The sequence below is a fragment of the Halomonas sp. N3-2A genome (assembly GCF_002216165.1).
GTDB lineage: Bacteria > Pseudomonadota > Gammaproteobacteria > Pseudomonadales > Halomonadaceae > Vreelandella.
The window spans coordinates 968,880-994,873 of the sequence record NZ_CP022286.1 but is presented as its reverse complement, the minus strand read 5'-3'; the positions used below and the strand labels follow the sequence as shown (position 1 = coordinate 994,873).

The 25,994-nt window shown below is 51.5% G+C and carries 25 protein-coding genes and 4 pseudogenes; 6 read left to right on the top strand and 23 right to left on the bottom strand.

Annotation, left to right across the window (positions count from 1 at the left end):
• Positions 1-59: 59 nt before the first annotated feature.
• The 5 genes from CEK60_RS04550 to CEK60_RS04520 all read right to left on the bottom strand — a co-directional run bounded on the left by CEK60_RS04550 (position 60) and on the right by CEK60_RS04520 (position 5,846).
• A complete protein-coding gene (locus CEK60_RS04550; protein WP_089038018.1) occupies positions 60-746 on the bottom strand; it encodes a GIY-YIG nuclease family protein in 687 nt (228 codons plus the stop codon).
• A 327-nt stretch (positions 747-1,073) separates the two neighbouring features.
• Positions 1,074-2,225 carry an IS91 family transposase gene (locus tag CEK60_RS04545; RefSeq protein WP_089038017.1) on the bottom strand — a complete coding sequence of 384 codons (1,152 nt, stop codon included), beginning with the start codon at positions 2,223-2,225 and terminating at the stop codon, positions 1,074-1,076.
• Entirely contained in the window at positions 2,218-3,075 is an 858-nt protein-coding gene (locus CEK60_RS04540) for a tyrosine-type recombinase/integrase (protein ID WP_089038016.1), read from the bottom strand. Before CEK60_RS04540 ends, CEK60_RS04545 begins: the two co-directional genes overlap by 8 nt.
• A gap of 874 nt (positions 3,076-3,949) precedes the next feature.
• Positions 3,950-4,876: a pyridoxal-phosphate dependent enzyme gene (locus tag CEK60_RS04530; RefSeq protein ID WP_089038015.1), complete on the bottom strand. Its 927-nt coding sequence runs from the start codon at positions 4,874-4,876 to the stop codon at positions 3,950-3,952.
• A gap of 343 nt (positions 4,877-5,219) precedes the next feature.
• The gene (locus tag CEK60_RS04520; RefSeq protein WP_089038014.1) at positions 5,220-5,846 is read right to left on the bottom strand and encodes a helix-turn-helix domain-containing protein; all 627 of its coding nucleotides are present in this window, start codon (positions 5,844-5,846) and stop codon (positions 5,220-5,222) included.
• Positions 5,847-6,031: 185 nt separating this feature from the next.
• On the opposite strand from CEK60_RS04520, the gene CEK60_RS04515 reads away from it, so the two are divergent.
• From CEK60_RS04515 to CEK60_RS22995, 3 genes and pseudogenes are all read left to right on the top strand, one after another.
• Entirely contained in the window at positions 6,032-6,409 is a 378-nt protein-coding gene (locus CEK60_RS04515; RefSeq protein ID WP_038483437.1) for a RidA family protein, read from the top strand.
• Positions 6,410-6,459: 50 nt separating this feature from the next.
• On the top strand, positions 6,460-7,539 hold the full coding sequence (locus CEK60_RS04510) for a YkvI family membrane protein (RefSeq protein ID WP_089038013.1): 1,080 nt from the start codon (positions 6,460-6,462) through the stop codon (positions 7,537-7,539).
• Positions 7,540-7,554: 15 nt separating this feature from the next.
• Positions 7,555-7,666: pseudogene (locus CEK60_RS22995) on the top strand (FAD-dependent oxidoreductase); the annotation flags it as partial.
• Between the two features lie 144 nt (positions 7,667-7,810).
• On the opposite strand, the gene CEK60_RS04505 reads toward CEK60_RS22995, so the two are convergent.
• Entirely contained in the window at positions 7,811-8,392 is a 582-nt protein-coding gene (locus CEK60_RS04505; RefSeq protein ID WP_089038012.1) for an NAD(P)H-dependent oxidoreductase, read from the bottom strand.
• A gap of 53 nt (positions 8,393-8,445) precedes the next feature.
• Entirely contained in the window at positions 8,446-9,285 is an 840-nt protein-coding gene (locus tag CEK60_RS04500) for a hypothetical protein (RefSeq protein WP_089038011.1), read from the bottom strand.
• A 168-nt stretch (positions 9,286-9,453) separates the two neighbouring features.
• On the opposite strand from CEK60_RS04500, the pseudogene CEK60_RS22640 reads away from it, so the two are divergent.
• Positions 9,454-10,066: pseudogene (locus CEK60_RS22640) on the top strand (hypothetical protein); the annotation flags it as partial.
• A gap of 433 nt (positions 10,067-10,499) precedes the next feature.
• Here the strand turns inward: CEK60_RS22640 and CEK60_RS04490 are convergent.
• The 6 genes and pseudogenes from CEK60_RS04490 to CEK60_RS04465 form a co-directional block, all read right to left on the bottom strand.
• A complete protein-coding gene (locus CEK60_RS04490; RefSeq protein ID WP_089038010.1) occupies positions 10,500-11,912 on the bottom strand; it encodes a caspase family protein in 1,413 nt (470 codons plus the stop codon).
• A gap of 205 nt (positions 11,913-12,117) precedes the next feature.
• On the bottom strand, positions 12,118-12,663 hold the full coding sequence (locus tag CEK60_RS04485; RefSeq protein ID WP_089038009.1) for a hypothetical protein: 546 nt from the start codon (positions 12,661-12,663) through the stop codon (positions 12,118-12,120).
• A gap of 103 nt (positions 12,664-12,766) precedes the next feature.
• Positions 12,767-13,084 carry a hypothetical protein gene (locus CEK60_RS04480; RefSeq protein WP_089038008.1) on the bottom strand — a complete coding sequence of 106 codons (318 nt, stop codon included), beginning with the start codon at positions 13,082-13,084 and terminating at the stop codon, positions 12,767-12,769.
• Between the two features lie 694 nt (positions 13,085-13,778).
• Positions 13,779-14,317 (bottom strand): annotated as a pseudogene (locus tag CEK60_RS22990) (transposase); the annotation flags it as partial.
• 117 nt (positions 14,318-14,434) lie between these two features.
• Positions 14,435-15,097: a hypothetical protein gene (locus tag CEK60_RS04470; protein ID WP_089038007.1), complete on the bottom strand. Its 663-nt coding sequence runs from the start codon at positions 15,095-15,097 to the stop codon at positions 14,435-14,437.
• Positions 15,098-15,177: 80 nt separating this feature from the next.
• Complete coding sequence (locus tag CEK60_RS04465; protein WP_089038006.1) at positions 15,178-15,498, bottom strand: hypothetical protein; 321 nt, start codon at positions 15,496-15,498, stop codon at positions 15,178-15,180.
• A gap of 176 nt (positions 15,499-15,674) precedes the next feature.
• Here CEK60_RS04465 and CEK60_RS04460 point away from each other — a divergent pair.
• A pseudogene (locus CEK60_RS04460) lies at positions 15,675-16,709 on the top strand (IS110 family transposase).
• A 476-nt stretch (positions 16,710-17,185) separates the two neighbouring features.
• On the opposite strand, the gene CEK60_RS04455 reads toward CEK60_RS04460, so the two are convergent.
• From CEK60_RS04455 to cbiE, 7 genes are all read right to left on the bottom strand, one after another.
• A complete protein-coding gene (locus CEK60_RS04455; RefSeq protein ID WP_089038005.1) occupies positions 17,186-18,052 on the bottom strand; it encodes a DMP19 family protein in 867 nt (288 codons plus the stop codon).
• Positions 18,053-18,158: 106 nt separating this feature from the next.
• Positions 18,159-18,734 carry a hypothetical protein gene (locus CEK60_RS04450; RefSeq protein ID WP_089038004.1) on the bottom strand — a complete coding sequence of 192 codons (576 nt, stop codon included), beginning with the start codon at positions 18,732-18,734 and terminating at the stop codon, positions 18,159-18,161.
• 586 nt (positions 18,735-19,320) lie between these two features.
• Positions 19,321-19,761 carry a YtoQ family protein gene (locus CEK60_RS04445; RefSeq protein ID WP_009723617.1) on the bottom strand — a complete coding sequence of 147 codons (441 nt, stop codon included), beginning with the start codon at positions 19,759-19,761 and terminating at the stop codon, positions 19,321-19,323.
• 75 nt (positions 19,762-19,836) lie between these two features.
• Positions 19,837-20,601 (bottom strand): precorrin-6A synthase (deacetylating), encoded by a 765-nt coding sequence (gene cobF / locus CEK60_RS04440; protein WP_089038003.1) that lies wholly within the window; start codon positions 20,599-20,601, stop codon positions 19,837-19,839.
• On the bottom strand, positions 20,598-21,401 hold the full coding sequence (gene cobM, locus CEK60_RS04435) for a precorrin-4 C(11)-methyltransferase (RefSeq protein ID WP_089038002.1): 804 nt from the start codon (positions 21,399-21,401) through the stop codon (positions 20,598-20,600). Before cobM ends, cobF begins: the two co-directional genes overlap by 4 nt.
• Positions 21,398-21,811, bottom strand: coding sequence for a cobalamin biosynthesis protein (locus tag CEK60_RS04430; protein ID WP_089038001.1), 414 nt, complete (start codon positions 21,809-21,811; stop codon positions 21,398-21,400). Before CEK60_RS04430 ends, cobM begins: the two co-directional genes overlap by 4 nt.
• Positions 21,808-23,016: a precorrin-6y C5,15-methyltransferase (decarboxylating) subunit CbiE gene (cbiE, locus tag CEK60_RS04425; protein ID WP_089038000.1), complete on the bottom strand. Its 1,209-nt coding sequence runs from the start codon at positions 23,014-23,016 to the stop codon at positions 21,808-21,810. The genes CEK60_RS04430 and cbiE overlap by 4 nt, the downstream gene beginning before the upstream one ends.
• Between cbiE and CEK60_RS04420 the strand changes: the two genes are divergently transcribed.
• On the top strand, positions 23,015-23,743 hold the full coding sequence (locus CEK60_RS04420; protein ID WP_089037999.1) for a cobalt-precorrin-6A reductase: 729 nt from the start codon (positions 23,015-23,017) through the stop codon (positions 23,741-23,743). The two genes, cbiE and CEK60_RS04420, sit on opposite strands and share 2 nt — an antisense overlap.
• A 132-nt stretch (positions 23,744-23,875) precedes the next feature.
• Here CEK60_RS04420 and cobJ read toward each other — a convergent pair whose 3' ends face one another.
• From cobJ to CEK60_RS04405, 3 genes are read right to left on the bottom strand one after another with little or no spacing between them, the layout of a single operon-like run.
• A complete protein-coding gene (cobJ, locus tag CEK60_RS04415; protein WP_089037998.1) occupies positions 23,876-24,625 on the bottom strand; it encodes a precorrin-3B C(17)-methyltransferase in 750 nt (249 codons plus the stop codon).
• Entirely contained in the window at positions 24,622-25,347 is a 726-nt protein-coding gene (cobI, locus tag CEK60_RS04410; RefSeq protein ID WP_089037997.1) for a precorrin-2 C(20)-methyltransferase, read from the bottom strand. Before cobI ends, cobJ begins: the two co-directional genes overlap by 4 nt.
• Positions 25,344-25,973, bottom strand: a complete 630-nt coding sequence (locus CEK60_RS04405) for a precorrin-8X methylmutase (protein ID WP_089037996.1) — start codon at positions 25,971-25,973, stop codon at positions 25,344-25,346. The genes cobI and CEK60_RS04405 overlap by 4 nt, the downstream gene beginning before the upstream one ends.
• Positions 25,974-25,994: the final 21 nt, after the last annotated feature.

Genomic DNA, 25,994 nt, shown 5'->3' with positions numbered 1-25,994 from the left:
CGCACCGGTGGCCTTTTTGGAGCAACGCGGGGAAAAGGCCATCCGCGTGGCGCGAATTGTTAGATCTTTTCGTTTTGGACAAGAGGTCTAAAATCATCTGAATACTTCCACGCCATGTGACCTCTGTGATATCTCAGGAAATTAAAAACCTTAATGCGCTTTTTGCTTCCAGTAACGAACACGCAGCCCTCGTATTTGTTGCAGAAGCTTTGCATGAACGTCATTGCACTAGAGCGTGTTGTACCGAACTGCTTTGCGCAGAACTCCGAGCTGGCGAAGCCAGACACAACATCATCAGAAAACCCCATGAGGTGGTCTGCGAGATGCTGCCCGATAGACAAAGACGCAAGCAAATACATGTAGCGATACGGAGTAGTGGATAGACTACCTTCGAAATTTCCTAATAGATATTCATCGCTAAAGCCGATTCGCTCTGAGTAATATTCATGCACCTCTAGATAATATGCAACACGATCAACAATCAACTTTGCATCGCGCAATCCTATAGAGAAAAACTCTTTGCTAGAATTTAATCGATAGTCAGCAAGCAAAAGATGAATTCTCGATTCGGCCGCATCTGCGTCGTCAACTTCCTTGTAGTGATCAAGGATGAAGTCTTCAGGAATCGAAGTACTACGACTCAGAGAATCTATTCTTTTCTCAGGTTTTTCATGGGTAAGCCCAATTTTTAACAGATTTCCTTTTAGGGATGGATTGCTTGCTATGTAGACGTATCCTTGACTCATCGTTCCATCCAAAATCTAACAGTGAAGCATTTATTCGCCGTGCGGAGCATGGCGTATAAATGCCTGTTGGACTAAGGCGCGTCCAGCAGGCGGCTATTTACTAGGGGATTGTATTGACGGGCATGTGGCCGGAGGCACCAAGCCATGCATCGGCATGTTGCTGGTAACGCGCTCTCATGCTGAGATTAACCGTCATGTCAGTACTCCCGAACCAAAGTTAACCCAATGTAGCGTGCCTGACGGCTAAAATCCATCACCGGGACGAGGGTAGCCGTGACCCGCCAGCGGGTCGGTGAACCATGTCCCTCATCGTGGTATGCCGTTACATTAGGTTCGATAGCGTTGCTCCTGGTGGTTAGGCGGTGGACCGCAGGAGGGGCGCTGAGGGGAGAGTATGCCGATCATCTGCAAGCTGGGTTGCCTACAGTGTGGACAGGTGTAGGTCGGCTCCGCCTCGCTGGCAGCCATATCAGCATCCGGTGCTGGCTCTACAACCGCTAACGCGCGCCGGATCTGTACCAAACGCTGCCGACGACAGCGATTGGCCAGAAAACCGTAATGGCGTACCCGCATCAGCCCCTTGGGCAGGACGTGGAGCAAGAACCGGCGCACGAACTCCTTGCCATCAAGGATGAGTGGCTTGTGCCGCTCGCGGTCACGATAGTCCTTGTAGCGTAAGATCACCTGGTGATCATCGACGGTCAGAATGCGTGCATTGCTGATAGCGATCTGGCGCGTATAGCGCGCGAGGTAGCGAACCACGGCGGGGGTGTGTTCAAGGCAGTCCTTGCTGTAAACCACCCACTCAGTGGTCATCAACGTGTTCAGTTGTTCATCGACATCACCGGGCCAAGTGACTCGGTGAAGATCGCCTGCCGTGGCGACTTTGCGCAAAGCACTCACCATGTGCCCACGGAAGTGGCGTGACAAGGCCCGCACGGGGAACAAGTAGTTACTACGCGCTTCACGCCAGTTGCCATCGTCACTCAAGGCACCGCCTGGAACCAAACAATGCAGATGCACATGCTGGCTCAGGTTCTGGCCCCAGGTGTGAAGCACGGCGATCATCCCCATCTGGCCGTCAAGGCGTTTAGGATCGCGCCCAAACATGCGCAGCGTGTGCCAGGCACTTTGGAACAGCAGCCGGTGGATCACCTCGGGATGAAGCTGAACCCAGCCATTAAGGCTGTGTGGCAGTGTGAACACGACATGGTAATAGCGCACCGGTAGGATATTGGCCTGTTGACGCTCGGCCCATTGCTCTATAGCGCGGCCCTGGCACTGCGGGCAGTGACGATCTCGGCAACCGAAGTAGTGTGGCTGTACGTGGGCGCAGTCGGAGCACTGCAAGACCATCCCGCCCATCACTTCCGTTCGGCAGGCTAGCAGATGAGTACACACTCGTTGTCGGTGGCGATCAAGACCGGCTGGATCGAGAAAACGGGTCAGCGCCTGTTGCAGAGTAGCGGTCTTAGTCATGACCCATCTCCAATGTCGCCACCAGGTCGATATGGCGCTGACTTACCCCTTGCTGGTTCGGTAGCCAGTGTAGGTAGCGCATCGTCGACTGGAGGTTACGATGGCCCAGCAGTCGCTGAAGCTGGTGAACGGGTAGGCCCTGCTCCAGGACATGGGTGGCATACGCATGGCGCAGACTGTGGATGCCCCCTATCCGCTCAACCTCGGCAAGGCGTTTGGCCTGGGTAAAGGCCTTCTGCGGCGCACTGGGGTGCAGTGCTTGATCGGGAAACAGCGCACTCGGGAAGAGCCATGTGGATGGACGGTAGGCTCGCCAGTAATCGCGCAAGCGATCAATCAAGGTCGCCGGAAGCAACACCATGCGATCTTTCGCGCCCTTGCCTTGAGCGACACGCAACTGGCCACGCTGACTGTCGATGTCACTGACACGCAAGTGACAGACCTCACTTACGCGTAAGCCGCAGCCGTAGCACAGCTCCAGCATCATGCGATGCTTGGTGTTTTGGCAGGCGGCCAGAATCCGCCGAACCTCGTCGCGGGTCAGCAGTTCTGGAATCCGCTGCGGTTTTTTAGGGACGGTGAGCGGCACATCAAACGACGGCCACTGCAACACGTGCAGGTACAGGAACCTTACGCCATGTAGGTAGACACGGCAGCTGGCCGCGGACAAACCGCGCTCCTGAACCAGATGATTAAAAAAGTGTTGTAGGTCGTCGGTACTCAACGTGTCTGGCGAACGGTGGAAATATCGTGCCAGCTCAGTGATCACCATCAGGTAGGTGTTGTGGGTACGTTGCGAAAAGCCACGCTGACGCATGGCCGCGATCATCTTCTGTCGCAAGGCAGTCATCGTCGTCACTCCTGTTGATTGACCCACGTGGGTCAATCAACAGTGTGGCCCGATGAGGCGAGAAACGTGGTTCGTCGATAGCTACCGCGAAGCGGTTTAGTTCAACAGTGATTATATAGCCTGCTGCATAACACCCTTGAACATGCCAGCGCGTTTATTGGTGTTATCTAGCCACCCCAAAAATCTTAAACCACTGTTTTATAATCTTATTTACCCAGCATGGCAACATATCCAAAATTCGCGTGCCGGCTCGTTTTTACGATTTAATCATACTTTATTGATAAATTTTGCTTAGGTCACGTGGCTTTGAAGAAAAATTGAGCTGGAGAAGGCTTTGGGCAGCAGTGCTGCCATCGCGCCGGGCCGCCGCTGCGGGTGCCTTTTGGCTCGTTCCTCGCCAAGCGTTACGCCGCGCTACGGGGTGGCTAGATTGCTTATGTGGCGTGATCATCGCGCGCTGAAGCGCCCTCCTACAACTAATACAGTGCCGGTGTTGCGGGAGACGTATGAGCTTAGGCTTCGAGGACGTAACGCAGGGTTTCAACGACTTGATCTGTCGTGGTGCACCAGGCTTGGGCATCGACTTATTTCAGCGGGTGATGTAGGGCTTCGCGAATGCAGAGGAGCATGAACCAATCTCCTCAATCCTGTCATTCCAGAACCACCTCAGCCCCGTCATTCCCGAGTGGGGTTATCGGGAATCCAATTCGACCTTTTCAGCCGAAGCTAGGGTACTTAAATCGAAATGGATTCCCGCTAAAAGCATGCGGGAATGACAGCTGGAGAGAAGCAGTCATTCCCGTCGCCTTATTAGGCAACATTGAACGCCCAGCGTTAGCGGCGGGCAGTTACTGATCTTAGCTGCTTGGCCTTGTTATAGGGCGTGTTTGTCGCTATTCCAATCCCTGATTTGATCAATCGTGGACGTAGCGCCGCCACATACTACGACCAATATATTGCTGAAACTTTCGAGTTCTGATGCATTCTCATACGCCATTGCCAGGCTCGCACCGCAGGCAGGCTCTACCACGATGCGATGATCGTCAAGGAAACGTTCGCAGGCAGTCAGTGCGCTTTGGTCTGATACCACGACGCTGTGGATAGGGTGAGTTTTTGACCATTGGAAAGCATTCTCGCAAACACGTTTGGCACCAAGTGAGGTGGCGATGCTTGTTATCTTTTCCAACTCAACCGTATGACCGGCGTTTACGGCTGCATGAAATGAGGCGGCACCCGTAGTTTCTACGGCGAAAACGGGGATATCACTCCATCCGTTACGATGAAGCCCTTCTACCACACCTGAAAGCAGACCACCTCCGCCAACGGAAAGCACGACAGCGTCGGGCTTAAGACCGGAACGAAAAACTTCATCAATCAGCGTGGCGTGGCCCTGCCAAAGCAGCGGATCATCAAAGGGATGGAGAAATGCATCCGATGCGCCGATCAACGATTGTGCAAAGGCGTTGGCTTCTTGCCAAGAGGCGCCATGCACGATGACCTCCGCTTTCTCCAACCGCAGCAGTTCTTTTGCTCTTTCAGTGGTGGTTTCCGGCACTACAACCGTAACCGGAACACCTAGCCGACGACCGGCGTAGGCGACAGCCAAGCCAGCATTTCCTCCAGATGACGAAATGAACCTTCGAGCACCTCGAGCTAGATAGGTTTCACACGCATGGCCAATGCCCCGTATCTTGAATGAACCGGGCGGCTGCAGTGCATCAAGTTTAATCCAGACCGAACGTCCAGTGGTAACGCTCATTGTGCGGAATTCGATCAGAGGAGTTTCAATGTGTAGTGTCATGAGTACCTATCACGAGGCTGAAGAAAAGCCCGATTTCGAGCCGTTTCCGTCGCCTGTTTTCCTTATTAGTTTACTCAGCCGGTCATCCGGCTGAGTCATCTTAATATCGGCATTCAGCCACTTGAACGCTCAGCTCAAGTGAGTTGAAAACTGTATTTGCCCTAATAAAGTAACTTATTCCGCTCTGCAAATGGCACACCAGCAGCACTTGTTCAAATAGCGCTTCAATCTCATCGGCATGCCGACTGACGAAGCTGGCCAGTGTGGTGAGGTGGGGAACCTGCCAGGGTCTCCCCCTTTACATTCTGTGTTTTCACGAAATTGGCGAAGCCGGATAGCTGGTTCAGCCTTGGAGATCGCCCTCTTTGGGTTCCGACATCACAGCTATTACTTCTGCATCTTCATCACCCTCGGCCAGATAAATATGCCCGATGGAACTGTTGAAGTAAGCCGTTTCTCGTTCACCCAGGCTGATGCTTTCACCATTTTCAAAGTGAATGCAGACGCGCCCCGATAGCACCATGGCAAACTCCTCTCCGGGGTGGCGGATGAAGTCTTCAAACTCACCCAGATCACGCGCCTGAATCCGAGCATAAACCGGCATCATGCTCCGACCGGGAAACTCACCCGCAATAGGATGATATTCATAGCTGCCAGTAGCATACCCAGTCGCCTCAGAAATTTTGCTGGTGACCACCGTTGGCTTAGCTGAACTGTCTACACCCGATTCAGGGTTGAACAGCTGGGACAGGCTGACATTTAGAACACGTGCGGCAGCAGCAAGCTTGTCATAGCTGACAGTTGCCTGCCCCAACTCCATTTTCGACAGCGTCGAAAGCGCAACACCACTTTTCTCAGACACCTGTTTCAGGGTGAATTTCTGCTGTTTACGGTGAGCCCTTAGGCGAGAGCCGACCAGTACTCGGTCGATCAATGTATCGGACGGCTGGGATTGAGAGTCTGTTGGCATGAAAGCTTCGCGGCTCGACCTGGCTATGAATACGAAGTCCTAGTGTATCCCGAAAACAGCTTGACTTTAAGGTTCTCACATTTGATATTCCCTTTTACGAGAATTATCATTTAAGAGAATTTGTGATTCTATCGTGCCGCGCGTGCGGCTCGGCCACTCAATAGCCATCAACGAGATATAACCTCATGTCCAATTCAATCGAACGTATCCCCAGCGACTTGCCCTTCCCATTCTCCCGTGCCGTTCGCGTGGGAGGTTTCCTGATGCTTTCAGGCCAAATACCCATGACTGCTGAAGGCGAAGTCGTCAAAGGCAGTATTGAAGAGCAAACCGAAGCGGTCATGACCCGTATCGGCGAGTCCCTTGAACACTGCGGCGCGAGTTTTGCGCAGGTCGTTAAAGCGACCGTCTGGCTGTCGGACATGAAGCACTTTGCGGGTTTCAACGAAGTCTACAAACGCTATTTCGAAGCAGGTCTGCCGGTTCGCTCCACCGTGACAGCAGGCCTAGCACTGGGCGTTGATGTCGAAGTAGAAGTGCAAGCCTGGGTCGGTGAAGCCTGATTCAGCCAGCTAACTGGCATAGAAAAATAAGAAACTGAGGGCTTGGCATCATGAAAGATGTATTGAAAATCGCAGGCGCTTTTGTCGGATTTCTGGTTGGAGCAGGCTTTGCTTCAGGCCAGGAGCTGCTTCAATTCTTCGTTAGCTTCGGCGTTTGGGGGCTAGCAGGTATCGCGCTGAGTACTGCCGCTTTTATCTTCCTGGGCATGACGCTGGCGAATCTGGGTAGCGAGCTTCAAGCGACTTCTCACAAGGAAGTTGTGCGAGCTATCTGCGGCCCCTGGCTTAGCAAGCCCATCGATTTGCTGATGACATTTTTCATGTTTGCCATAGCCGTAGTGATGCTGGCCGGTGCCGGTGCACTGCTGGAACAAAAACTGGGCCTGCCTGCAGCCTGGGGCAGCGCGCTGGTGACTCTGCTGGTAATTGCAGCCACCTGTCTCAAACTGAAAAAAGTGCTCACGCTGATCAGCAGCATCACTCCTCTGCTGATTCTGGTGGCACTGGGTATCGCGATCTACGCACTGGCAACCCGAGAAACCGACCTGACGACACTGAACCAGTTGGCACTCGACCAAAACGCAGCCACCAGCCATTGGGCACTGGGCGCCATGCTGTACGTTTCGTATAACATCTTCGGCTGCGTCGCGATTCTTGCCATCTCCAGCGGTGCTGTAAAAAACCGCCGCAAGGCAACCTGGGGCGGTATTCTTGGCGGCATTACCCTGGGTGCGCTGATGATGACGATCAGTCTGGCCATGCTGTCGCGCCTGGACAGTCTGGTCGATACGCCTATGCCGATGCTGGCTTTGGCACTAGAGGTTTCCCCTGCGCTTTCCTCGCTGGTGTCGATCGTCATTCTACTGATGATTTTCAATACCGCAGTGGGCTGCCTCTATTCTTTTTCATCCCGATTCTTGCAGGCCGATACCACGTCTTTCCGCGTTGGATCCTTAATAGCGGGCATCATTGCCTATGCCTGCAGCATGTTTGGATTTGTCAGCCTGGTCGGCATGGTGTATCCCGTGTTCGGCTACATCGGGTTCATCCTGATTACCGCAATAACCGTTGCCTGGGTGCGCCAACGCATGAAGCACAGTCACAAGGCACAAACTGCACGAGCCCAATAAGAAATTAATGGATTTATGGCACGTGAGATGCTGGTTCTGGGTGCTGGGCATGGTCGGAGTATCCGTTGCCTGGCACCTGCAGCAGAGAGGCCATAAGGTCACACTGGGGGATCGCAAAGCACCTGGGTGCGCCTTGCTCCTAACGCCTTACTAAGATGTGAGTAACGCAATGCAAAAGTTACCGCACCTTAAACACGTAAGCCTCCGCATACCAAAAATGCCACGCGTTACGAATCACTCTTAAGCAATTCATTAGAATTCAATATCAACACTAAAACTTAGCCTGTATCTTTTTTACAAAAGACTCAACCCTTGAAGTTGATGCACTCTCACTTTTATAAAATGAAAGCATCTCGAATTTACACCCTTTTGTACACGCACCTAGCAAAGCTACTTTTAGTATCCGCTTTACTGGCTGCCAAAGAACAAGCTTATCTACCCACCAAGGAGAACCTAGCGTAGTGATAACCTTTACTTCTTGCAATTTATCTAGACAAGGGGTAATTGCACCTAAATCTGACGCATGATTGTATGCGTACCCAGGAGCCCACACTCGATCAAACCACCCCTTTAAAATGGCAGGAAAACCAAACCACCAAGTAGGAAAAACTAACACGAGAGACTCTGCTTGCTGCAATTGGAAAATTTCCTGTTCCAACAAAGAATGGTCAAAATCCGGCTGATAATAGCTGTGTCTTTCTCGAGCCGTCAGCGTAGGTGAAAAATTGCTTTCGTATAAGTCAAGTAATGTAACTTGATACCCCTTAGACTCTAAATGCGCAATTGTTTGATCCATCAAATAGTGGCATAAACTCTCTTTTAAAGGGTGTGAAACCACCGCTAAACATTTCATCAAGTTCCTCCTTGAATTCTAACGCCGCCAAGAGCGGCCGAGCGAAGCGAGTGTCAGGCGCCGCCAGGCTGGACTTTACCCACATCATCAACAAGATATGAAAACTCAGACATGTTACGGCCATCTATTTTCATGGCTTCGTCATAGTGTATTGGATCGTATATAAATCCAACTCTAGACTGCCCAAGATAAAACCCAACAATCGCTTGACCTCTAGCTGATGTTGAACATACGTTATACTCGTAATGGTACATTCCTGTTTTGTTGGTGACTTCTCTTTGAGCCGGATCATCATCACCTAATACGATAGTATCCCACGAGAACGCGCCTGCATGTGTGTTATAGCAGTGTCCATATGGAGAGCATAAGCAGTCTATGATTGCACCTCCGACACCTTCACAACGATTATTTCTCATAAAATCATGAAACGCGTTTTTAAACATCATTTCGTTAACACTTATGTAGCCTGGTAAATTCTCATAACTAGCAGTTGGAAGTTCTACTTTTGATAGTTCTGCGGCAGCTTGAGCACTTCCTATCCAATATGCATCTCCACCCTCATAAACTACACCATTTGCAATTTTGACCATTCTAACGCTCTTTTCATGAGAGCAGACAATAAAGTCAAGATCTCCGCTATAGGATCTCGAAACATCAGCCAAAAATTGTATTGCCACTTCAGTGGTAATATCTTTATTTCTATAAAGCTCTCTAACGGCATCAATAGCCTGTGTTGAAAGACCAGCATAGGAAACGGTTAGCCAATGATTAAGGACTATAGATTTTAGGCGGCCAGGAATGATGTTATTGCCTGTACCTTCTCTATTGCTAATCATCGTATCCGACAAGACACAGATCCGATCAGAGAATTTCATCGCTGCGACAATGGTCATCTACTATCTCGCATAACGCCGCCAACACGCGCGGCTTTGTAGTGAAGGCGAAGCCGCAACGGAAAAGCTGTCGCCGTGATTGGCATTGATACTCATTGAGCCTTCTCCCCCAGCTCAGCCCGCTTGGCTAAGCTGAAAAGGCGACCAAACCTAACAGGAGAAGACTCAATGAACTTTTACAATAGCATTCATCGTCACTACTGTGGCATTGATCTACATGCCAGAAGCCTTTATGTCTGTATCCTTAATCAACAGGGGGAAACTCTGTTACATAAAGAGATTTCCGCTAGGCCAGAACCCTTACTTCGGTTAATCGACACCTACCTGGATGATCTAGTGGTCGGCGTCGAACGCATGCACTGCTGGTACTGGGTCACTGATTTCTGAGAAGACCAGGGCATTGCTTTCATTCTCGGTCATGCCCTTGATATGACAAATTCTTCTGGAAAGAATTTGGGCAGCTTTAGCTGGCCCGAAGGGAAAAGTACAGGACGTACTTTTCAATGCCATTCATGGCGGTAAAACCAAGAATGATCGCGTGGATTCTTACAAAATTGCCGCGCTTATTCGCGGTGGCAACTTCCCCCTCGCTTATGTCTACCCACGCAACATGCGAGCTACCCGTGACCTGCTTCGCCGCCGTACTGGGCTCGTTCGCCACGGCGCTGATCTCAAAGCTCATGTTGCCAACACAACGAGTCAGTACAACCTGCCACCCAACAAGGTTAATTTGAAGAATTTCAGCGCCAGAGAACAACTGAGTAAAACCCCTCACAATCCGACAACTTAGCGCAATATCGATGCTGAAATTGGGCATCTGCTGACTGACCTTGAGATCTGAAGCCCGATTCCTACACCCAATTCGAAGCCATCGCTTTAATTATCCATCCTGCTGGCGTGCACCAATACCCTGAGCGAGTGAGCTTACACCGGCGCTGAACCTGAAACTAACTGGGACTGTAAAGTAACCCGCTATTTGAATAGGACAGAGGCTGGTTAACCGATGAATGCCTAGTGCCCCAGACCCACCTGCAAGGAGCAATTCGGTTTGGCAGTGGTGAACTACCACGTTAGAGAGCCTCAATAGGTGTTTGCTGTAAGCCATTCACCTGATTTTACGATTGGTGGCATCACGATACTCTCCTTGCATATAACACTTTGCTCACCGGTAAATCAGGAGCGAAGCGAGTAGTTTATCCGCGTGCAGCAACTTGTTATGTATTGCTTTCAATAAATGAAAAAACATATTTTTTGGTGAAACTATAGGGATCTGATACATACTCTTGCGCGACTTCGGCAGGATCATCAAACCAAGAGTGGTGAGACCATTTCCATTTTTTTGTACCATCGAATTCGTTGAATGAATCCCAACTGGATCTCTTCTCATAAGAGTTACATGTCAAGATCAAGCACTCAGTTAAACGAGGCAGGAAGACTATCTCGGAAAAAACCCGATTGAGAGCCATAGATTTTGGCTCAAAATAAATGCCGACATGAACGGATTGCAATTTGCTATGATTCCAAATGTTATAAGTCGTATCATAGTCATCTTCTGATGCAAATGCGGCTGCTGCTAGTGCTGCGGTCATACCAAATGGATGCCGCCGTTTCGTTTTTTCAACATCGCTCTCGACAAATGAATCCGATCCACCTCGACGCCTCAGAAGATCAATCACTGAGCGTTTATTTTGGACTAGCTCAAAATCATCGTATTTTACAGTTCGAATATCAAACAAGTCATTTATTTCCGGCGTTTTTCCTGAAGCACTTACAGTGTTCTCGAACACGCCATTGATAAATTCCTGCGCTTTAGCCATCGATGGAATCAATGATTCAATCTCTTCAATAGCCGCCTTTGCACAAGCAAACTCTGTAACTGGTGGTGACACTATTTGGTTATCGCTACCGGGCACGACTAAAAAAGTCTCTCGGAAATTTTTTAAGTGGGTGGCGTCGGCGCAAAATTTTTCTTGCGAAGTGCCCTGCCGTATGAAATGTGGTGTTTGACTGTAGTGGCTCAAAAAAGCATCTCGAAGAGCGCTCTCAACATCGGAATAGTAGACGGGGCCATTCTCTTTATTCAAGCAAGCCTTGATAAATTCATCGGTGAAAAGGCTTATTCGGTCCCCTGCAAGTGAAAACTGACTTTCCGTGCAAGAGGAAAACTGAACGAAGTTGGAAAACTTCGTCTTCAAAGTGTATGAGAGTGGTTTTACATGATTTTTGATTAAGTTTCGACCAGCCTCACATGCATCTATAACAACCACTGATAATTCGGCCTTGAACTGGCGAATCAATTCAAATGCATCGTTTCTTGAGAGTCCAGTGGTATTAGGCGAAGACTCTTTAAAATTTGAAAAGCACATAAAAAAGTCATCGGAGTTTGATAGGCCGTGGCCGGAGAAGTACAAAAAAACCTCTTCAAATCCGTCGCCAGATTCCGCCAACTCTCTAAGCTCATCTTTAACCAAGTCAACGGGCTTATCTACACACTCTACTATCCTACTGAACTTTTTAGCTGCTAATAGCAACTCTCGCATTTGGTGAACATCGTTAGCGCAACAATTTAACGTCGATAATTCATCGTATTTTGTATTTCCTATGAGTATTGCGATATTCTGACTCATTTAGTTCACCTAGGTCTCTAGAGTAGTCTTATACTTGGCCATTCCATAATCCGCTACAATGAGGAATTAACCGAGAAAAACTGATACTTATCCTTGTTCTGGATCGTAAGTAGACCTTCGCCAAAACACATAACGTTTGCAGCATGCGCGCCCATGGAATGGAGCCGAAGGCGCAATGTAATAGGCGTCGTCGTGCCTGCATTGGTTAGCCATAGCCCAGAACCTTGGTTAAAACATTGACCATGGTTCCCGCTGCAACCTGAAGTGAGGTATCTGACGACTTTTTGAATACCGCCTTCAACACAGAGATATTCCTGTCCTGCTCATCAGCTATTTCGCCACCTTTGAACGATTTGTTCAGGTGCGAAAATCCCTTCGCCGTGAGCTGATACCCACTGTCACAGTCACGTATGAGGCCTTCCCAGCAGAGAAAATCTAGGGTGCCATTAAAAATTCGTTCTTGCCGGTCTACATCATTACGCTGGTCACGTTCTAGTTCCGCAAGTCGCGCCTCAATAGCGGGACGCTTTTCCTTGGCCTTCGCCTTCAGCTCTTCGTCATCTACGTGATCAACTATTTCAGCAAAATCACGCGCGATCTTTAGCTTTTTTAGCTCTTCATCATTGTCGAAGGTCAAATACTCCGCGATTACTTCCCGCCGGTCGATAGCGCTCGGAACGGGAAAACTGTCATACAAAATCTCGAACACCTTAGCGGCATAAATTGAAAATTGATCAACATTATCTGACATAGGAATCCTGATTGGCTAACGCCCGCAGCACGCGCACCTTTGTAGTGAAGGCGAAGCCGCAACGAAAAAGCTGTCGCCGTGCCTGCGATTGTTAGGTGCTGATTCAGGGAATTGGCTCATAGATCACCTCAAAGCTCGCCCCGAGCTCTGCTTGTAGTTTTGCCCGCATGCTCAGTGCGGCCGCCTCAAACTCCTTGAATTCCGCCTGACTCCAAGGACTTGGGTCAGGCGGGTATTCCCAATTAAGTGCTTTATCGTGCCAGGTCGATAATGTGTCGAGTTCTTGAAGCGTGGCCTCTGACAGCGATAACTTTTCTTCGATAGGTCCAACATCAAATCTTTCGAGTGCAGCATCATTACCACACCAGATGCAACCACCACCCCACTCAAACATAAGTCGTACTTTGTAGATAGTTTGCATAAGAACCTAACAGTGATTATATAGCCTGCCGCATAACACCCTGGAGCATGTCAGCACGTTTATTGGTGTTATCTAGCCGTTAAAAAATCATAAACCACTGATTTTATAGATTTATAAATCCAGCGTGGCAACATATCCAAAATTCGCGTGCCAGCTCGTTTTTACGATTTAATCATACTTTATTGATAAATTTGGCTTAGGTCACGTGGCTTTGAAGAGAAATTGAGCTGGAGCAAGCTTTGGGCAGCAGTGCTGCCATCGCGCTGGGCCGCCGCTGCGGGTGCCTTTTGGCTCGCTCCTCGCCAAGCGTTACGCCGCGCTACGGGGTGGCTAGATTGCTTATGTGGCTGAGTCTTCGCTAGCTGAAGCTCCCTCCCACAACACCAGGTCAGAATATCGATTCAGAGGCGGAAGTTGTTTATGGGGCGAGATCATCGCGGGCTGAAGCTCTCTCCCACAACACTTGGGTAGAGTATCGATTCCGTGGCGGTGTTGCAGGAGGCGTTAAGGTTTAGGCTTTGAGGACGTAACGCAGGGTTTCGACGACTTGGCCGGTGGTGGTGCACCAGGTTTGGGCTGTGCGGCTTTAGGAAACGATCCACTTTGTTCATGGCGGCATCTAGCGAGAGAATCGTCTTGGCCCGCCGGATATCCCTATCCAGATCGGCCTCCGTCTCGGCCTCATCACGCGCGTAGTGCTCCAGTAGGTGATGCCGAATCAGGCCTCTCAGTTTCTCACGTTTCTCGCCCAATTCTTTGAACGTGCCCGACCACTCTTTGGAGGCATCGGAGGACATCTTGCAGCCGTCAATGGCAAAGAGTTCGTTGCCCAATAAGCCTTGTTCATGGCACACCAGCAGCACTTGTTCGAATAGCGCTTCAATCTCATCGGCATGGCGACTGACGAAGCTGGCCAGTGTGGTGAAGTGGGGAACGGTATCGCAAGAAAGGGCTTTGAAAATAATATTGGTCTCGCAGCTCCACTGTATTTCACGGCTAGAGGTGATGCCTTTTGAGTAAGCAAACAGGATGATCTTCAACAAGATAGCAGGATCATAGGCCAGCCGTCCGGTCGCGTCGTTGCGATACTGGGGATGGAAAACTGACAAGTCGAGTTTATGCTCGATCAGGTAGTGCACAGCATGTTCTAAAGGTGCCTGGCCGGAGCTGATCTTGGTAGTTGATCACCACCATGGCGTTCTGATCGTAGTTATAAGCCTTGAAGCGCGGCATGCTGACCACTCCTCGTATGTTTCCTCGATCCTACCAAAACTTAGTCGTCAGCGGAGTTTTTCTACAGGCTCAACGCCTGCGTAAGCGGTAAATTTGAAGTGTGAAGCAACGGAAAATTTATCCGTTTGACGCACTTGTTACATTTTTACGTGTATAGGTAAAGCTGTAGCCACTAGACTGAGAAAAGTAATATACCTTGTTAGTATTTCGCTCGATACCAGCGCAGTTCTTTGCTCCACAACCAAGATAGCGAAGTTTCTTTTCGCTCTTATTAATCAAAACAGTAACCATGCTGCCGGGACTGTTATCGTTAGCCATATGCCTATCAATAATTTCCTTTGCTTGCTGCTGACCTTTATTTTCGAAATACACAAGACTAAGTATGAATGCCATGCCAGCCAATGAGTAAAGTGCAACACGATTAAACCTACGTTTTTCTTGATCTTCTATGCCTGATGATACCCTCTTTCCTATCCAGTATCGGCGAATTTTTATAACTCGCCGTTTAGATTTTATACTACCTCTCACCCAGTCAATATATGAGGGAAGAACAGCATGAGACCAGAAAAACAATGAAAGCGAAGCTACAATTAGCATTAAAATAATAGGGCCAAACGATATAATTAGGCCACCGTATATTACTTGATGGAAGCTTCGTTCCATCATGTCCGAATCCAAGCTCGCTGCTATCAGAAATCCATGATAGTTCGCAGTGCTCCAAGAATATAAAAGAGCTGTACAGGCAGCCAAGAAAATTGCGCTGTCTATAGGCTTTCTCATTATCTCTCCTTTAAATGTAACACCCGCAGCACGGGGAAAATTGGAGCGCAGCGGAAATTTTGTCCCTGTGCCTGCGATTGTTATGGCTTAATTGCATTCAGAAATTCTTCCATGGACTCATGGAGCTTAAATACACCAAACTCTATGTCTACGTAGTACACGCAACCTTCGTTATTTGTGCTATCCCCGATAAAAATCATTTCATCTCCGAGCGTAACGGCCGCCGGTGCAGCACTTATACCACCTAGAAATTGTTCGTACCTTGAGCGAATTTCTGATGTCTCTTTCGATTCGATCACTTCAATTATTTCCAACTGCCTATCTGGTATAGAACTACTCAGGTGTGGATATCGTGTGACATCTATAAAACGCCCAATGACCTCTTTACCCAAAATGCTCATGCTGAAATCTCTTAGGAGCCATAACGCCGCCAGCATGCGCGGCTTTGTAGTGGAGGCGAAGCCACAACGAAAAAGCTGTCGCTGTGCCTGGCCTTGATACTCATTGAGCCTTCTCCCCCAGCTCAGCCCGTTTGGCTAAGCTGAAAAGGCGACCAAACCTAGCAGGAGAAGACTCAATGAACTTTTACAATAGCATTCATCGTCACTACTGTGGCATTGATCTACATGCCAGAAGCCTTTATGTCTGTATCCTCAATCAACAGGGAGAAACCCTGTTGCATAAAGAGATTCCCGCTAGCCCAGAACCTCTATTTCGGCTAATCGACACCTACCTGGATGATCTAGTGATCGGCGTCGAATGCATGCACTGCTGGTACTGGGTCGCTGATTTCTGTGAAGACCACGGCATTGCTTTCATTCTCGGTCATGCCCTTTATATGAAGGCCATTCATGGCGGTAAAACCAAGAATGATCGCGTGGATTCTTACAAAATTGCCGCGCTTATTCGCGGTGGCAACTTCCCCCTCGCTTATGTCTACCCACGTAACATGCGAACTACCCGTGACCTGCTTCGCCGCCGAACTGGGCTCGTTCGCCACGGCGCTGATCTCAAAGCTCATGTTGCCAACACAACGAGTCAGTACAACCTGCCACCCAACAAGGTCAATTTAAAGAATGTCAGTGCCAGAGAACAATTGGGCAGAACCTTTGATGACCCGCTTGTTCAGCGCAATATCGATCTAGATATGGCCGTTTTAGAGTGCTACCACCGGGAACTAAGCCAGGTGGAATGGCTATTGGAATAGCAGGCTAAAAAGCATCAGCCGACCTACTACCACTTATTAACAACCACTCCCAGCGTTGGCCGTATTCTGGCCCTCACCATTCTATATGAAGTGGGTGATATTCGACGTTTTGAATCTGTTCAGAAGTTTGCCTCCTATTCCCGACTGATCAAGTGCAAAGCCGAATCGGCCGGTAAGACCTATGGCACCCAGGGCAACAAGATTGGTAATGCCCATCTAAAGTGGGCATTTTCTGAGGCTGCGGTGCTTTATCTACGCGGTAATCCAGGTGCACAAAAGCTGTTGCAACGCTTCCAGAAACGCATGGGTAAAGCCAAAGCCTTATCGGCCCTGGCCCACAAGTTGGGGCGTGCAGTCTATTTCATGTTAAAGAACGAAAAGGTATTTGATGAACAACGCTTTTAACGAGTTAGTCATGCAGCAGGATGATGATCAACGTCTAACTGGATCATCATGGAGTGTGCTGAACAGGGTGTCTGCTGACTGATCTTGAGATCTGAAACCCGACTTCTACACCCAACTCAAAGTCCGTCGCTTTGATTATCCATCCTGCTGGCGTGCATCAACACCCTGAGCGAGTGGGCTTACACCGGCACTGAACCTGAAATTAACTGGGACTGTAAAGTAACCCGCTTTTTGAATAGGACAGATGCTGGTTAACCGATGAATGTCTAGTGCCCCAGATCCACCTGCAAGGAGCAACTCGGTTTGGCAGTGGTAAACCACCACGTTAAGAGAGCCTCAATAGGTGTTTGCTGTAAGCCACTCACAGCCAACGATGACAGATGAAGTAGGATCACTGGCTCAGGGACTTGATATTGACCGCTTACGCGGCCAATAAAAATACTACGGTCTATTGACAGACAGAAGGCTCATATGTGTTAGTTGTTGACTGCAAATTTCTCTGCGTTCTCTTTGACGAAATCACGTCTCTTTGATTCCAAATCATCATACATTTGAAAGTATCTATCATTAATATCGCTTTCCTCTTGTTTTTCAATTGATGCAATATCCATTGCCTCTCTTGCACGATTCACCCGATCGTAAAAGTGGGAATATAATGCCATTGCTTCTGAATATAAGATCTCTGCAGCAAGGTGATTTACTTTTTTAATTGCCCGTAGAACTCTTGGATAAAGCTCCTCTCTGTTGTAGCAACCAAAGCAGTCAACATCCCTTGCAAAGTATTGATTTAAACCTCCATTATCGGTATCGCACTGCCAATCAACTAATGCATACATATCGAGAAGGTCTTCTGGTATATCTTCGTTTCTCTGCTTTTGAGCAGGTACAAACATAAAGATTGCTGAATCTAGCTCCCATTTATCTACGTAAGATATTAACTCTTTAGTGAACATTTTTTCGTAAATAAAATTTGGCAAACTGCCGTTAATATCAGGCTCGACTTCAGATAGAAAATTGAACGGGCTGCCTTCCCAAAAATACTCAAATTCAATATTTTTTCCTTTCACATTGATATTACAGCGATAAATTGGACCTAAGCTTTCTTTTTTAGATTCTTCGCGCAGCTCGAAAAGCTTACTACCAAAATCATCTCCGTACTCTAGGTCAAGCTTTTCCAGTATTTGGGTAATATCAGTTTTAGTTCTTTTTAACAATCCAGAGGTGATGCTTCCGGTGTGACCTACAGATCCACCCGACATGTCACATTTCACTTGCCCATCCGGCCAAGTTCCTAGGTCAGCCTTCTCAAATATGACTCGAATTTCCTGCTCTACTCTCTGCATGCATTGGCTTCCTTGAAGCAACTAACGCTTGGCACAGCGGACGTTTTGGAGCGACGCAGGAGCGGAAAAACGTTCCGACGGCTGCCACTGGTTAGGATTTGTTGGATCATTTTCGGAATTCGTCATAGTAATAGGATGCCTTTTCAGGGTCGCCCAGTGCGATCTCAAGCATTAGCTGCAACGTCAGGAGAGGCCCTGGAATAATTCCGCCTTCATCGATCTCAGCATCTCGGAAGTCTGGGTTGATAGCGAGTTCGAAATTTACAATCCACCAAACCTCGATTTTTCTCAGCAAGGCCACCATCTGCTCGAACTGCTGAGCAAAATTAACAGAGCTCTCTCCTCCAAGAAGATTGGGCATTTCGTGAGCAACTTCGTTTCTAGACTCACGGATCTTATCAAATGCTTCAATATCCTCTGCAGTTATTGCTTCTTGCTCCTTCAGCCATTCGAGGGAGGCTCTGACCTTGCTTTTGTGTCTGGATTTAACCTCGGTCTCATACTCTGGCGAGAGAATATTGCCCTGCGGCCCAAAACCATCGGTGAAGAAGGTCTCAATCCGCTCCATGATTGAGTCCTTGAGAATCTCAAATGCCGCAAGATATATCGAAGCGGAGATCAGTTTCGTTTTGAGGATCTCAGGATTAAGAAAATCCTCCCATCTCCTAGATGACTCGCTCATGGAAAATCCTAACAGTGATTATATAGCCTGCTGCACAACACCCTTGAACATGTCAGCACGTTTATTGGTGTTATCTAGCCACCCCAAAAAATCACAAATCACTGTTTTTATAGATTTATTTATCCAGCATGGCTGGCATATCCAAAATTCGCGTGCTGGCTCGTTTTTACGATTTAATCATACTTTATTGATAAATTTGGCTTAGGTCACGTGGCTTTGAAGAAAAATTGAGCTGGAGAAGACTTTGGGCAGCTGACGCTGCCATCGCGCCGGGCCGCCGCTGCGGGTGCCTTTTGGCTCGTTCCTCGCCAAGCGTTACGCCGCGCTACGGGGTGGCTAGATTGCTTATGTAGCTCGATCATCGCGCGCTGAAGCGCCCTCCTACAACACTAGGGCAGAGTATCAATTCAGAGGCGGGGGTTGCTTATGTGGCTGGATCTTCGCGGGCTGAAGCGCCCTTCTACAACACTTGAGCAGAGTAACGGTTCAGTGGCGGGGTTGTTTATGGGGCGGGATCATCGCGGGCTGAAGCGCCCTCCCACAACATCACTAATGCAGTGACGACGTTGCGGGGGGCGCTGTGCGCTTAGGCTTTTAGGACGTAACGTAGTGTTTCGACGACTTGATCTGTCGTGGTGCACCAGGCCTGGGCTTGGGCGTCGACTTCTTTCAGCGGGTGGACGATGTCTTCGCTGTGCAGGGTGATGTAGGGCTTGGCGAGTGCGGCGCAGTAGCCTGCATCAAAAGCGGCGTTCCACTGTTTGTATTTGTCGCCGAAGCGCACAACTACCAGATCTGCTTGCTCGATCATGGTACGTGTGCGGATGGCGTTGACCTTGGAGGACTGATGATCGCGCCAGAAGCCATTTTCCGGCTTGCCCAGATGATCGCCTGCGGCGTCACTGGCGTCGTGATCGGTGACGGGTGCGGTAAATACGATATCCAGGCCCGCTGCATCAGCGCCGCGCTGAATCTCTTCGCGCCAATCGGTGTGGATTTCGCCAGAAAGATAGACGTAAAAGCTCATAGTCGCTCCTGATAACTTGGTTATTTAATAGGCAGGATTATTTTATGGAAAAATATTCCATATTGATACCTGGGTTTATTTTTCCGGCTTTTTGGCGAGCAGGTAAATATCCATAATCCAGCCGTGGGCGTCGCGTAGTTCTGCGCGGCGTTGGATGATTTGGTCGCTGACCTCGCTTAGCCAGCCTTTGATTAAGCACTGTTTATCCATGCCCAGGTAGGCGCCCCACCAGATGTAGGTGTCGTCAAATGGCAGCGTGGTAAACGCCCCGCCGCTATCCAGCATCACGGCTACCGTGGCGGCATCGTTCGGCCAGCCGCGCTCGCGCAGGCGGCGGCCGGTGGTGATTTGTACTGGCTCGGCGAGCGCATTGAGAGGAACTTTATGTTCAGCGGTGAGCACCTGCAGGCTGGTGATGCCAGGCACGACCTCGACATCCACCTGCTTACCCGCAGCGTTTAGCCGCTGGGTAATGCGCAGGCTGCTGTCGTAAAGCGAAGGGTCGCCCCACACCAGCATGCCGACCCGCCCGCCATTGGGCAGATGTTCATCCATCAACTGCGCCCAAGCGCTGGCAATCGCAGCGTGCCAGTCGTCTACCGCACTAAGGTAATCATTATGATCATCGCGACTGGGGAGATCGAACTCGACGATTTTGGTAGTCACCGGTTCTTCTAACAGGCGCTCGCAGAGTAAGCGGCGTAGATCGATTAGATCCGACTTGGCCTCACCCTTGCGGGGCAGCAGGATCAGGTCGGCGCTATTGAGGGCGCGCACTGCGGCCAGGGTGACGTGATCAAGGTTGCCGGTGCCGATGCCTATTAGCGATAGCGTGATCATGAATCGCTCTCTTGGTCTTGGCTTGCCGTGGCAAAAGGCGAATCCGCCGACTGAGGGCGAAAGCGGCGGTCGTAGCCCACTGCGTAGAGGCTGCTCTCCTGGAAATCATCGCTTTCAAGCACTGCCCCCACCACTATCAATGCGGTGCGCTGCATAGCGTCATCGATCAGCCCTTCTATAGTCGCCAACCGCCCACGCACGACCCGTTCGTCGGGCCAGCTTGCCCGCCATACAATCGCTACCGGGCACTGCGCTCCGTAGTAAGGCGTCAGGCTTTCGACTACCTGGGAAAGGTTATGGATGGAGAGATGAATGGCCAGCGTTGCCCCGCTGCGGGCGAAATTGGCCAGCGTCTCGTGACTGGGCATGGCGCTGGCACGACCCGGCGTGCGGGTGAGCACCACCGACTGAGCCACGCCGGGCAGAGTTAACTCCTGACCTAAGGTTGCCGCCGCTGCCGCAAAGGATGGCACGCCGGGGGTAATGCTGTAGGGGATATTCAGCTCGCGCAGGCGACGCAGTTGCTCGCCCATGGCCGACCATACCGAGAGATCCCCCGAATGCAGTCTGGCGACATCCTGGCCTTCGGCGTGGGCGCGGCTGATTTCCTGCATAATCTCATCCAGCGAGAGCGGCGCGGTATTAATCACCCTTGCCCCCGCCGGGCAGTGTTCCAGAATCTGCTCCGGCACTAAAGAGCCCGCATACAGGCACACCGGGCAGGCGGCGATTAAGTCGCGCCCGCGTAGGGTAAGCAGATCCGGCGCGCCGGGGCCTGCGCCAATGAAGTGTACGGTCATTCGGTGGCTCCTTCTGGTACTTCTAACAACGCCAGGGCGGCGGTGGCCTGTCTATCCGCTGAAATGATCCTGGGCCCCACTAATCTCGCATTCGGGCCTGCGGCTATTAGCGCTACGGCCTCGGCAACGCTGCCTGTGCCGCGTGCCTGCAAACTTTGTGTTGAATGAGTAAGCGTTGCCACTGTTGATAGCTCGGCATCCGCTACGGCGATGACTTCAATATTACGCACTCGGCCTAGCTCTTCTACCAACGGCAACATAGAACGCGCCGCCGCCAGCCGGTTGATAAGGCCGTACTTGTCGACAGAACCGTACTGGTCGATAAGCTGATCTAACGCTTGAACAAGCGATTCAAGCGTGGCTTCACTGCGAAAACCAAACCCTGCAATTCTCAATATTGATGGCTTCATCGAACGCCCCGCCACTGAACAATCGGGTAGCTGGCTTTCCAGCCTCGCCGCGTGCCAATGGGGGCTGCGTTGGCAAGCTCTAAACGCAGCAGTTCGCCGCCTGCTTTTTGTTGCCAGTGTGCCAGCAGCGCTTCGGATTCCAAAGTGACGGCATTGGCAACGATACGCACGCCCTCAGGCAGGCGCTGCCATAAATCGTCTAGTAGCGCTTGGGATAACCCGCCGCCGATAAATACCGCATCGGGTAGCGGCGTATCGTTTAGTACGTCAGGCGCGCGGCCCTGTTTTACTTCTAGCCAGTCAACGCCCAAGTTCTCTGCATTGCTGCGCGCTCGCGCTGCCCGTTCAGCGTTTTGCTCAAAGCCCACCGCCTGATTATCCGTATGGGCGAGCAGCCACTCAATGGCAACGGAGCCTGAACCGGTGCCGATATCCCACAGCCGCTCGCCGGGCATGGGGGCAAGGGCCGACAGAGTGATGGCGCGAATGGTCTGTTTGGTAATCTGGCCGTCGTGGTCAAAAAAATGATCCGGCAGGCCGGGCGTCAGCGGCAAGGCGGGGCCGTTACCAGCAACTTCCAGCCCTACCGCAACCGGGTGGGCAATGTCGTCGGGCAAGCTGGCGTCGCTACGGCAATGGCGAATACGCTCGCTATCGCCGCCCAAAGATTCCAGCAGCGTTAGCTGGGTATCTCCAAAGCCAAGGCTAGTTACCAGCGCCGCTAGCTCGGTCACTGCCGCGCCGTCTCTTACCAACACCAGCAACCGCCTACCAACATGCAGGTAAGGCCGAATGCGCGATAGCGGTTTGGCGTGCAACCCCAGGCAAGTGCAACGCTCCAACGGCCAGCCCAAACGTGCAGCCGCCAGGCTAAAGGTGGAAGGGGCTGGCAGTGCCTGCCACTCGTTTGCGCTGAGATGCTGCGCTAATGTCGTCCCCGCCCCAAACCAGAACGGGTCGTTGGAGACCAGCATCACCACCCGGCGGCCACGCTGGTTTAGCAGCTTTGTAATGCCATCGGCAAAGGGCACTGGCCACTCAATCACCTCGGCGTTTAGCGGCAGTAAAAGGCGTAGGTGACGGCGTGCGCCGAACACTACCTCGGCACTTTCCAATGCCTGTCGACTTGCCGCTGTCAGCCCCTGTGTGCCACCCTCTCCCCAGCCTAAAAGGGTAAGCCAGGGAGCGTTGTTAACCTCAGCCATGATCAAAATCCTAATTCTCGGGGGAACCAGCGAGGCCAGCGCCCTGGCTAGCGCTGTTGCCAAGCGTGGCATTCCCGCCATTTTTAGCTACGCAGGGCGCGTTAACACGCCTAAACCCCAGCCTCTACCCACCCGCATTGGCGGCTTTGGTGGCGTTAATGGGCTGGTTACGTTTTTAGCCCAGCAGCGCATTACCCATATTGTTGATGCCACCCACCCGTTTGCCGCACAGATGAGCCGCAACGTGTTAGCCGCGGCGGCGCAGTGCGATGTAAAGGCCACCGCTTTTACCCGGCCTGCCTGGCAGCCTGTTACCGGCGACCAATGGCAAAGCGTGGCAAGTATTGATGAGGCCGTTAACGCCTTGGCTGGCCCGCCCCAACGGGTGCTGCTTGCGATTGGGCGAATGCACCTTAGCGCCTTTGCCGCCCAGCCTCAGCACCATTATGTGCTGCGCTTGGTTGATCCGCCGACCAGCCCGTTGCCACTGCCGGATATCAGCAGTGTGATTGATAGAGGCCCGTTTACCCTAGAAAGCGATCTCGCCCTGCTGAAAAATCAGCGCATACAGCGCATTGTGTGTAAAAACGCTGGCGGCGAAGGTGCGTCGTCCAAACTTAGCGCGGCGAGAATGCTCGGCCTACCCATTGTGATGATCGAGCGGCCTCATCTGCCATCTCGTCTTGAAGCTCATACTGTTGATGAGGTTATCAACTGGCTAACTTAACCCTACATCAGCGGCACATCTTGGTAGCGAGGTCAGGCTGCTGCGAGGGCGCTGTAAACCCGTCCTTGGGCGCTACTTTTCCCCTCCATGGGAAAAGACCCTCGCATCAACCTGCCCTCACCCCTTTCATACTCACTGGGAGGAACGCGGCGTATAAACCAGCGGCACGCCACTGCGTTCAATCAAGCGGGTTTGCTGGGAACCAACGATGACCAGCGTGCGCATATCCGCCATATCCGGCGTCGCTTGCCCTAGCGTGGTGACTCGAATCGCTTCTTCGGGGGTCGAAACCGCGCGGGCGAAGATTATCAATCGATCCGGCCCGCAGGCTTCCCGCAGTACCTCTAGCGTTCGTTCAAAACCCGCCGGCCGTGCCTTGGAGCGCGGATTGTAAAACGCCATGGCGAAGTCGGCCTCGGCAGCCAAACGCAGGCGCTTCTCAATCAGCGCCCAGGGTTTGAGGTTGTCGGATAGATTAATGCAGCAAAAGTCGTGCCCCAGCGGTGCGCCGACGCTTGCGCTGGCGGCCAGCATGGCAGAAATGCCCGGTAGAACCTGAATATCCAGCGTGCGCCACTGGGCATCGCCCGCTTCCAAGGCCTCGAACACCGCGGCGGCCATGGCGAACACGCCAGGATCACCAGAGGAGACAACCACTACCCGGTGGCCCTCAAGCGCCAGCTGTAGCGCCTGTTCCGCCCGGCGAATCTCTTCGCGGTTATCTGAGCCATGGCGGACTAATCCAGCCCTAGGTGCCACGCGATTAACGTAGGGCACATAGCCCACCACGTCGGTGGCTTCCAGCAGCGCAGCCGAAACCTCCGGAGTAATCATGGCATCGGCACCCGGCCCTAGGCCGACGATTTTCAGCCAACCGCTCATGGCCGCCTCCCGTTGCCATGAATCAGCACAATCGAGAAGTAAGGCACGCTTTCGCCAACCTCACTCAGTGGCAGCACACGCTGCTGAGTCATGGCGGCGTACTCGATCAGCCACGCCTCACCTTCACGGCCAGCATGCGTCAGCGCTCGGCGTAGTTTGGTCAGGTTGCGGCCAATTTTCATCACCACCAGTGCATCGGTTTGGGCGATGCGCTCGGCCAGCGTCTCTTCCGGCAGCGTGGCCATCAGCACCGTCATAATGTCATCGCCCCAGGTAATTGGCTGCGCGGTCGCCGTCCAGGCCGCCGACATGCCGGTAATACCCGGCACCACCGAGACCGGCACGCGGTTCAGCAGCCGCGTGTAGAGGTGCATAAAGGAGCCGTAGAAGAACGGGTCGCCTTCACAGAGCACCACTACATCGCATCCCGCTTCCGCCATCTCGATCAGTTGGGCCACGCTACGTTCGTAAAAGGCCGACAGCAGTTCATTGTAGCGAGGGTCGTCAAACGGAATTTCCGTGGTAACCGGATACTCCATGGGCAGCTCGGTTGCACCGGGGGCGATCAGTCCTTCCACTATGGTACGCGCATGCCCGCTGCGGCCCTGCTTGCGAAAATAGGCCACATGGCTGGCACCACGGATCAAGCGGTCGGCACGCACGCTCATTAGGTCTTGGCTGCCGGGTCCTAAACCCACTCCGTAAATGGTTCCTTGGGTCATTCGATACGATCCGCCATGGCGTTGATGGCCGCTACCGTGACGGCGCTACCACCCAGGCGGCCACGCACGATACAGCTGGGCAGCGCGGGGTTAGCCAACAGCGCTTCTTTGGATTCCGCCGCGCCAACAAAGCCTACCGGGCAGCCAATAATGGCCGCCGGGCGCGGGCAGTCTGGGTCTTCGAGCATATTAAGTAGATGAAACAGCGCGGTGGGCGCGTTGCCAATGGCGACGACCGCGCCTTCCAGGTGCGGCCGCCACAGTTCCAGCGCTGCCGCTGAACGGGTATTGGCCATTTCCTGGGCAAGGCCAGGGGTGCGCTCATCGTTAAGAGTACAGATAATCTGGTTATTAGCGGGCAGCCGTTTGCGGGTAATGCCTTCGGAGACCATTCGAGCATCGCAAAGAATCGGTGCGCCCTGCTCTAACGCTGAACGCGCTCGATTGACCACGTCATTCTGAAAATGAATATGCGCAGCCAGCTCCACCAGCCCGGCGGCGTGAATCATGCGTACCGCAACCGTTTCTTCTTCCGCTGAAAAGCGATCAAGCTCAGCTTCATTGCGAATAATCGCAAACGACTGCCGGTAAATCGCCGGTCCGTGTGTTTCATAAACGTGAGGCACCCAAACTCTCCAAATAAACTA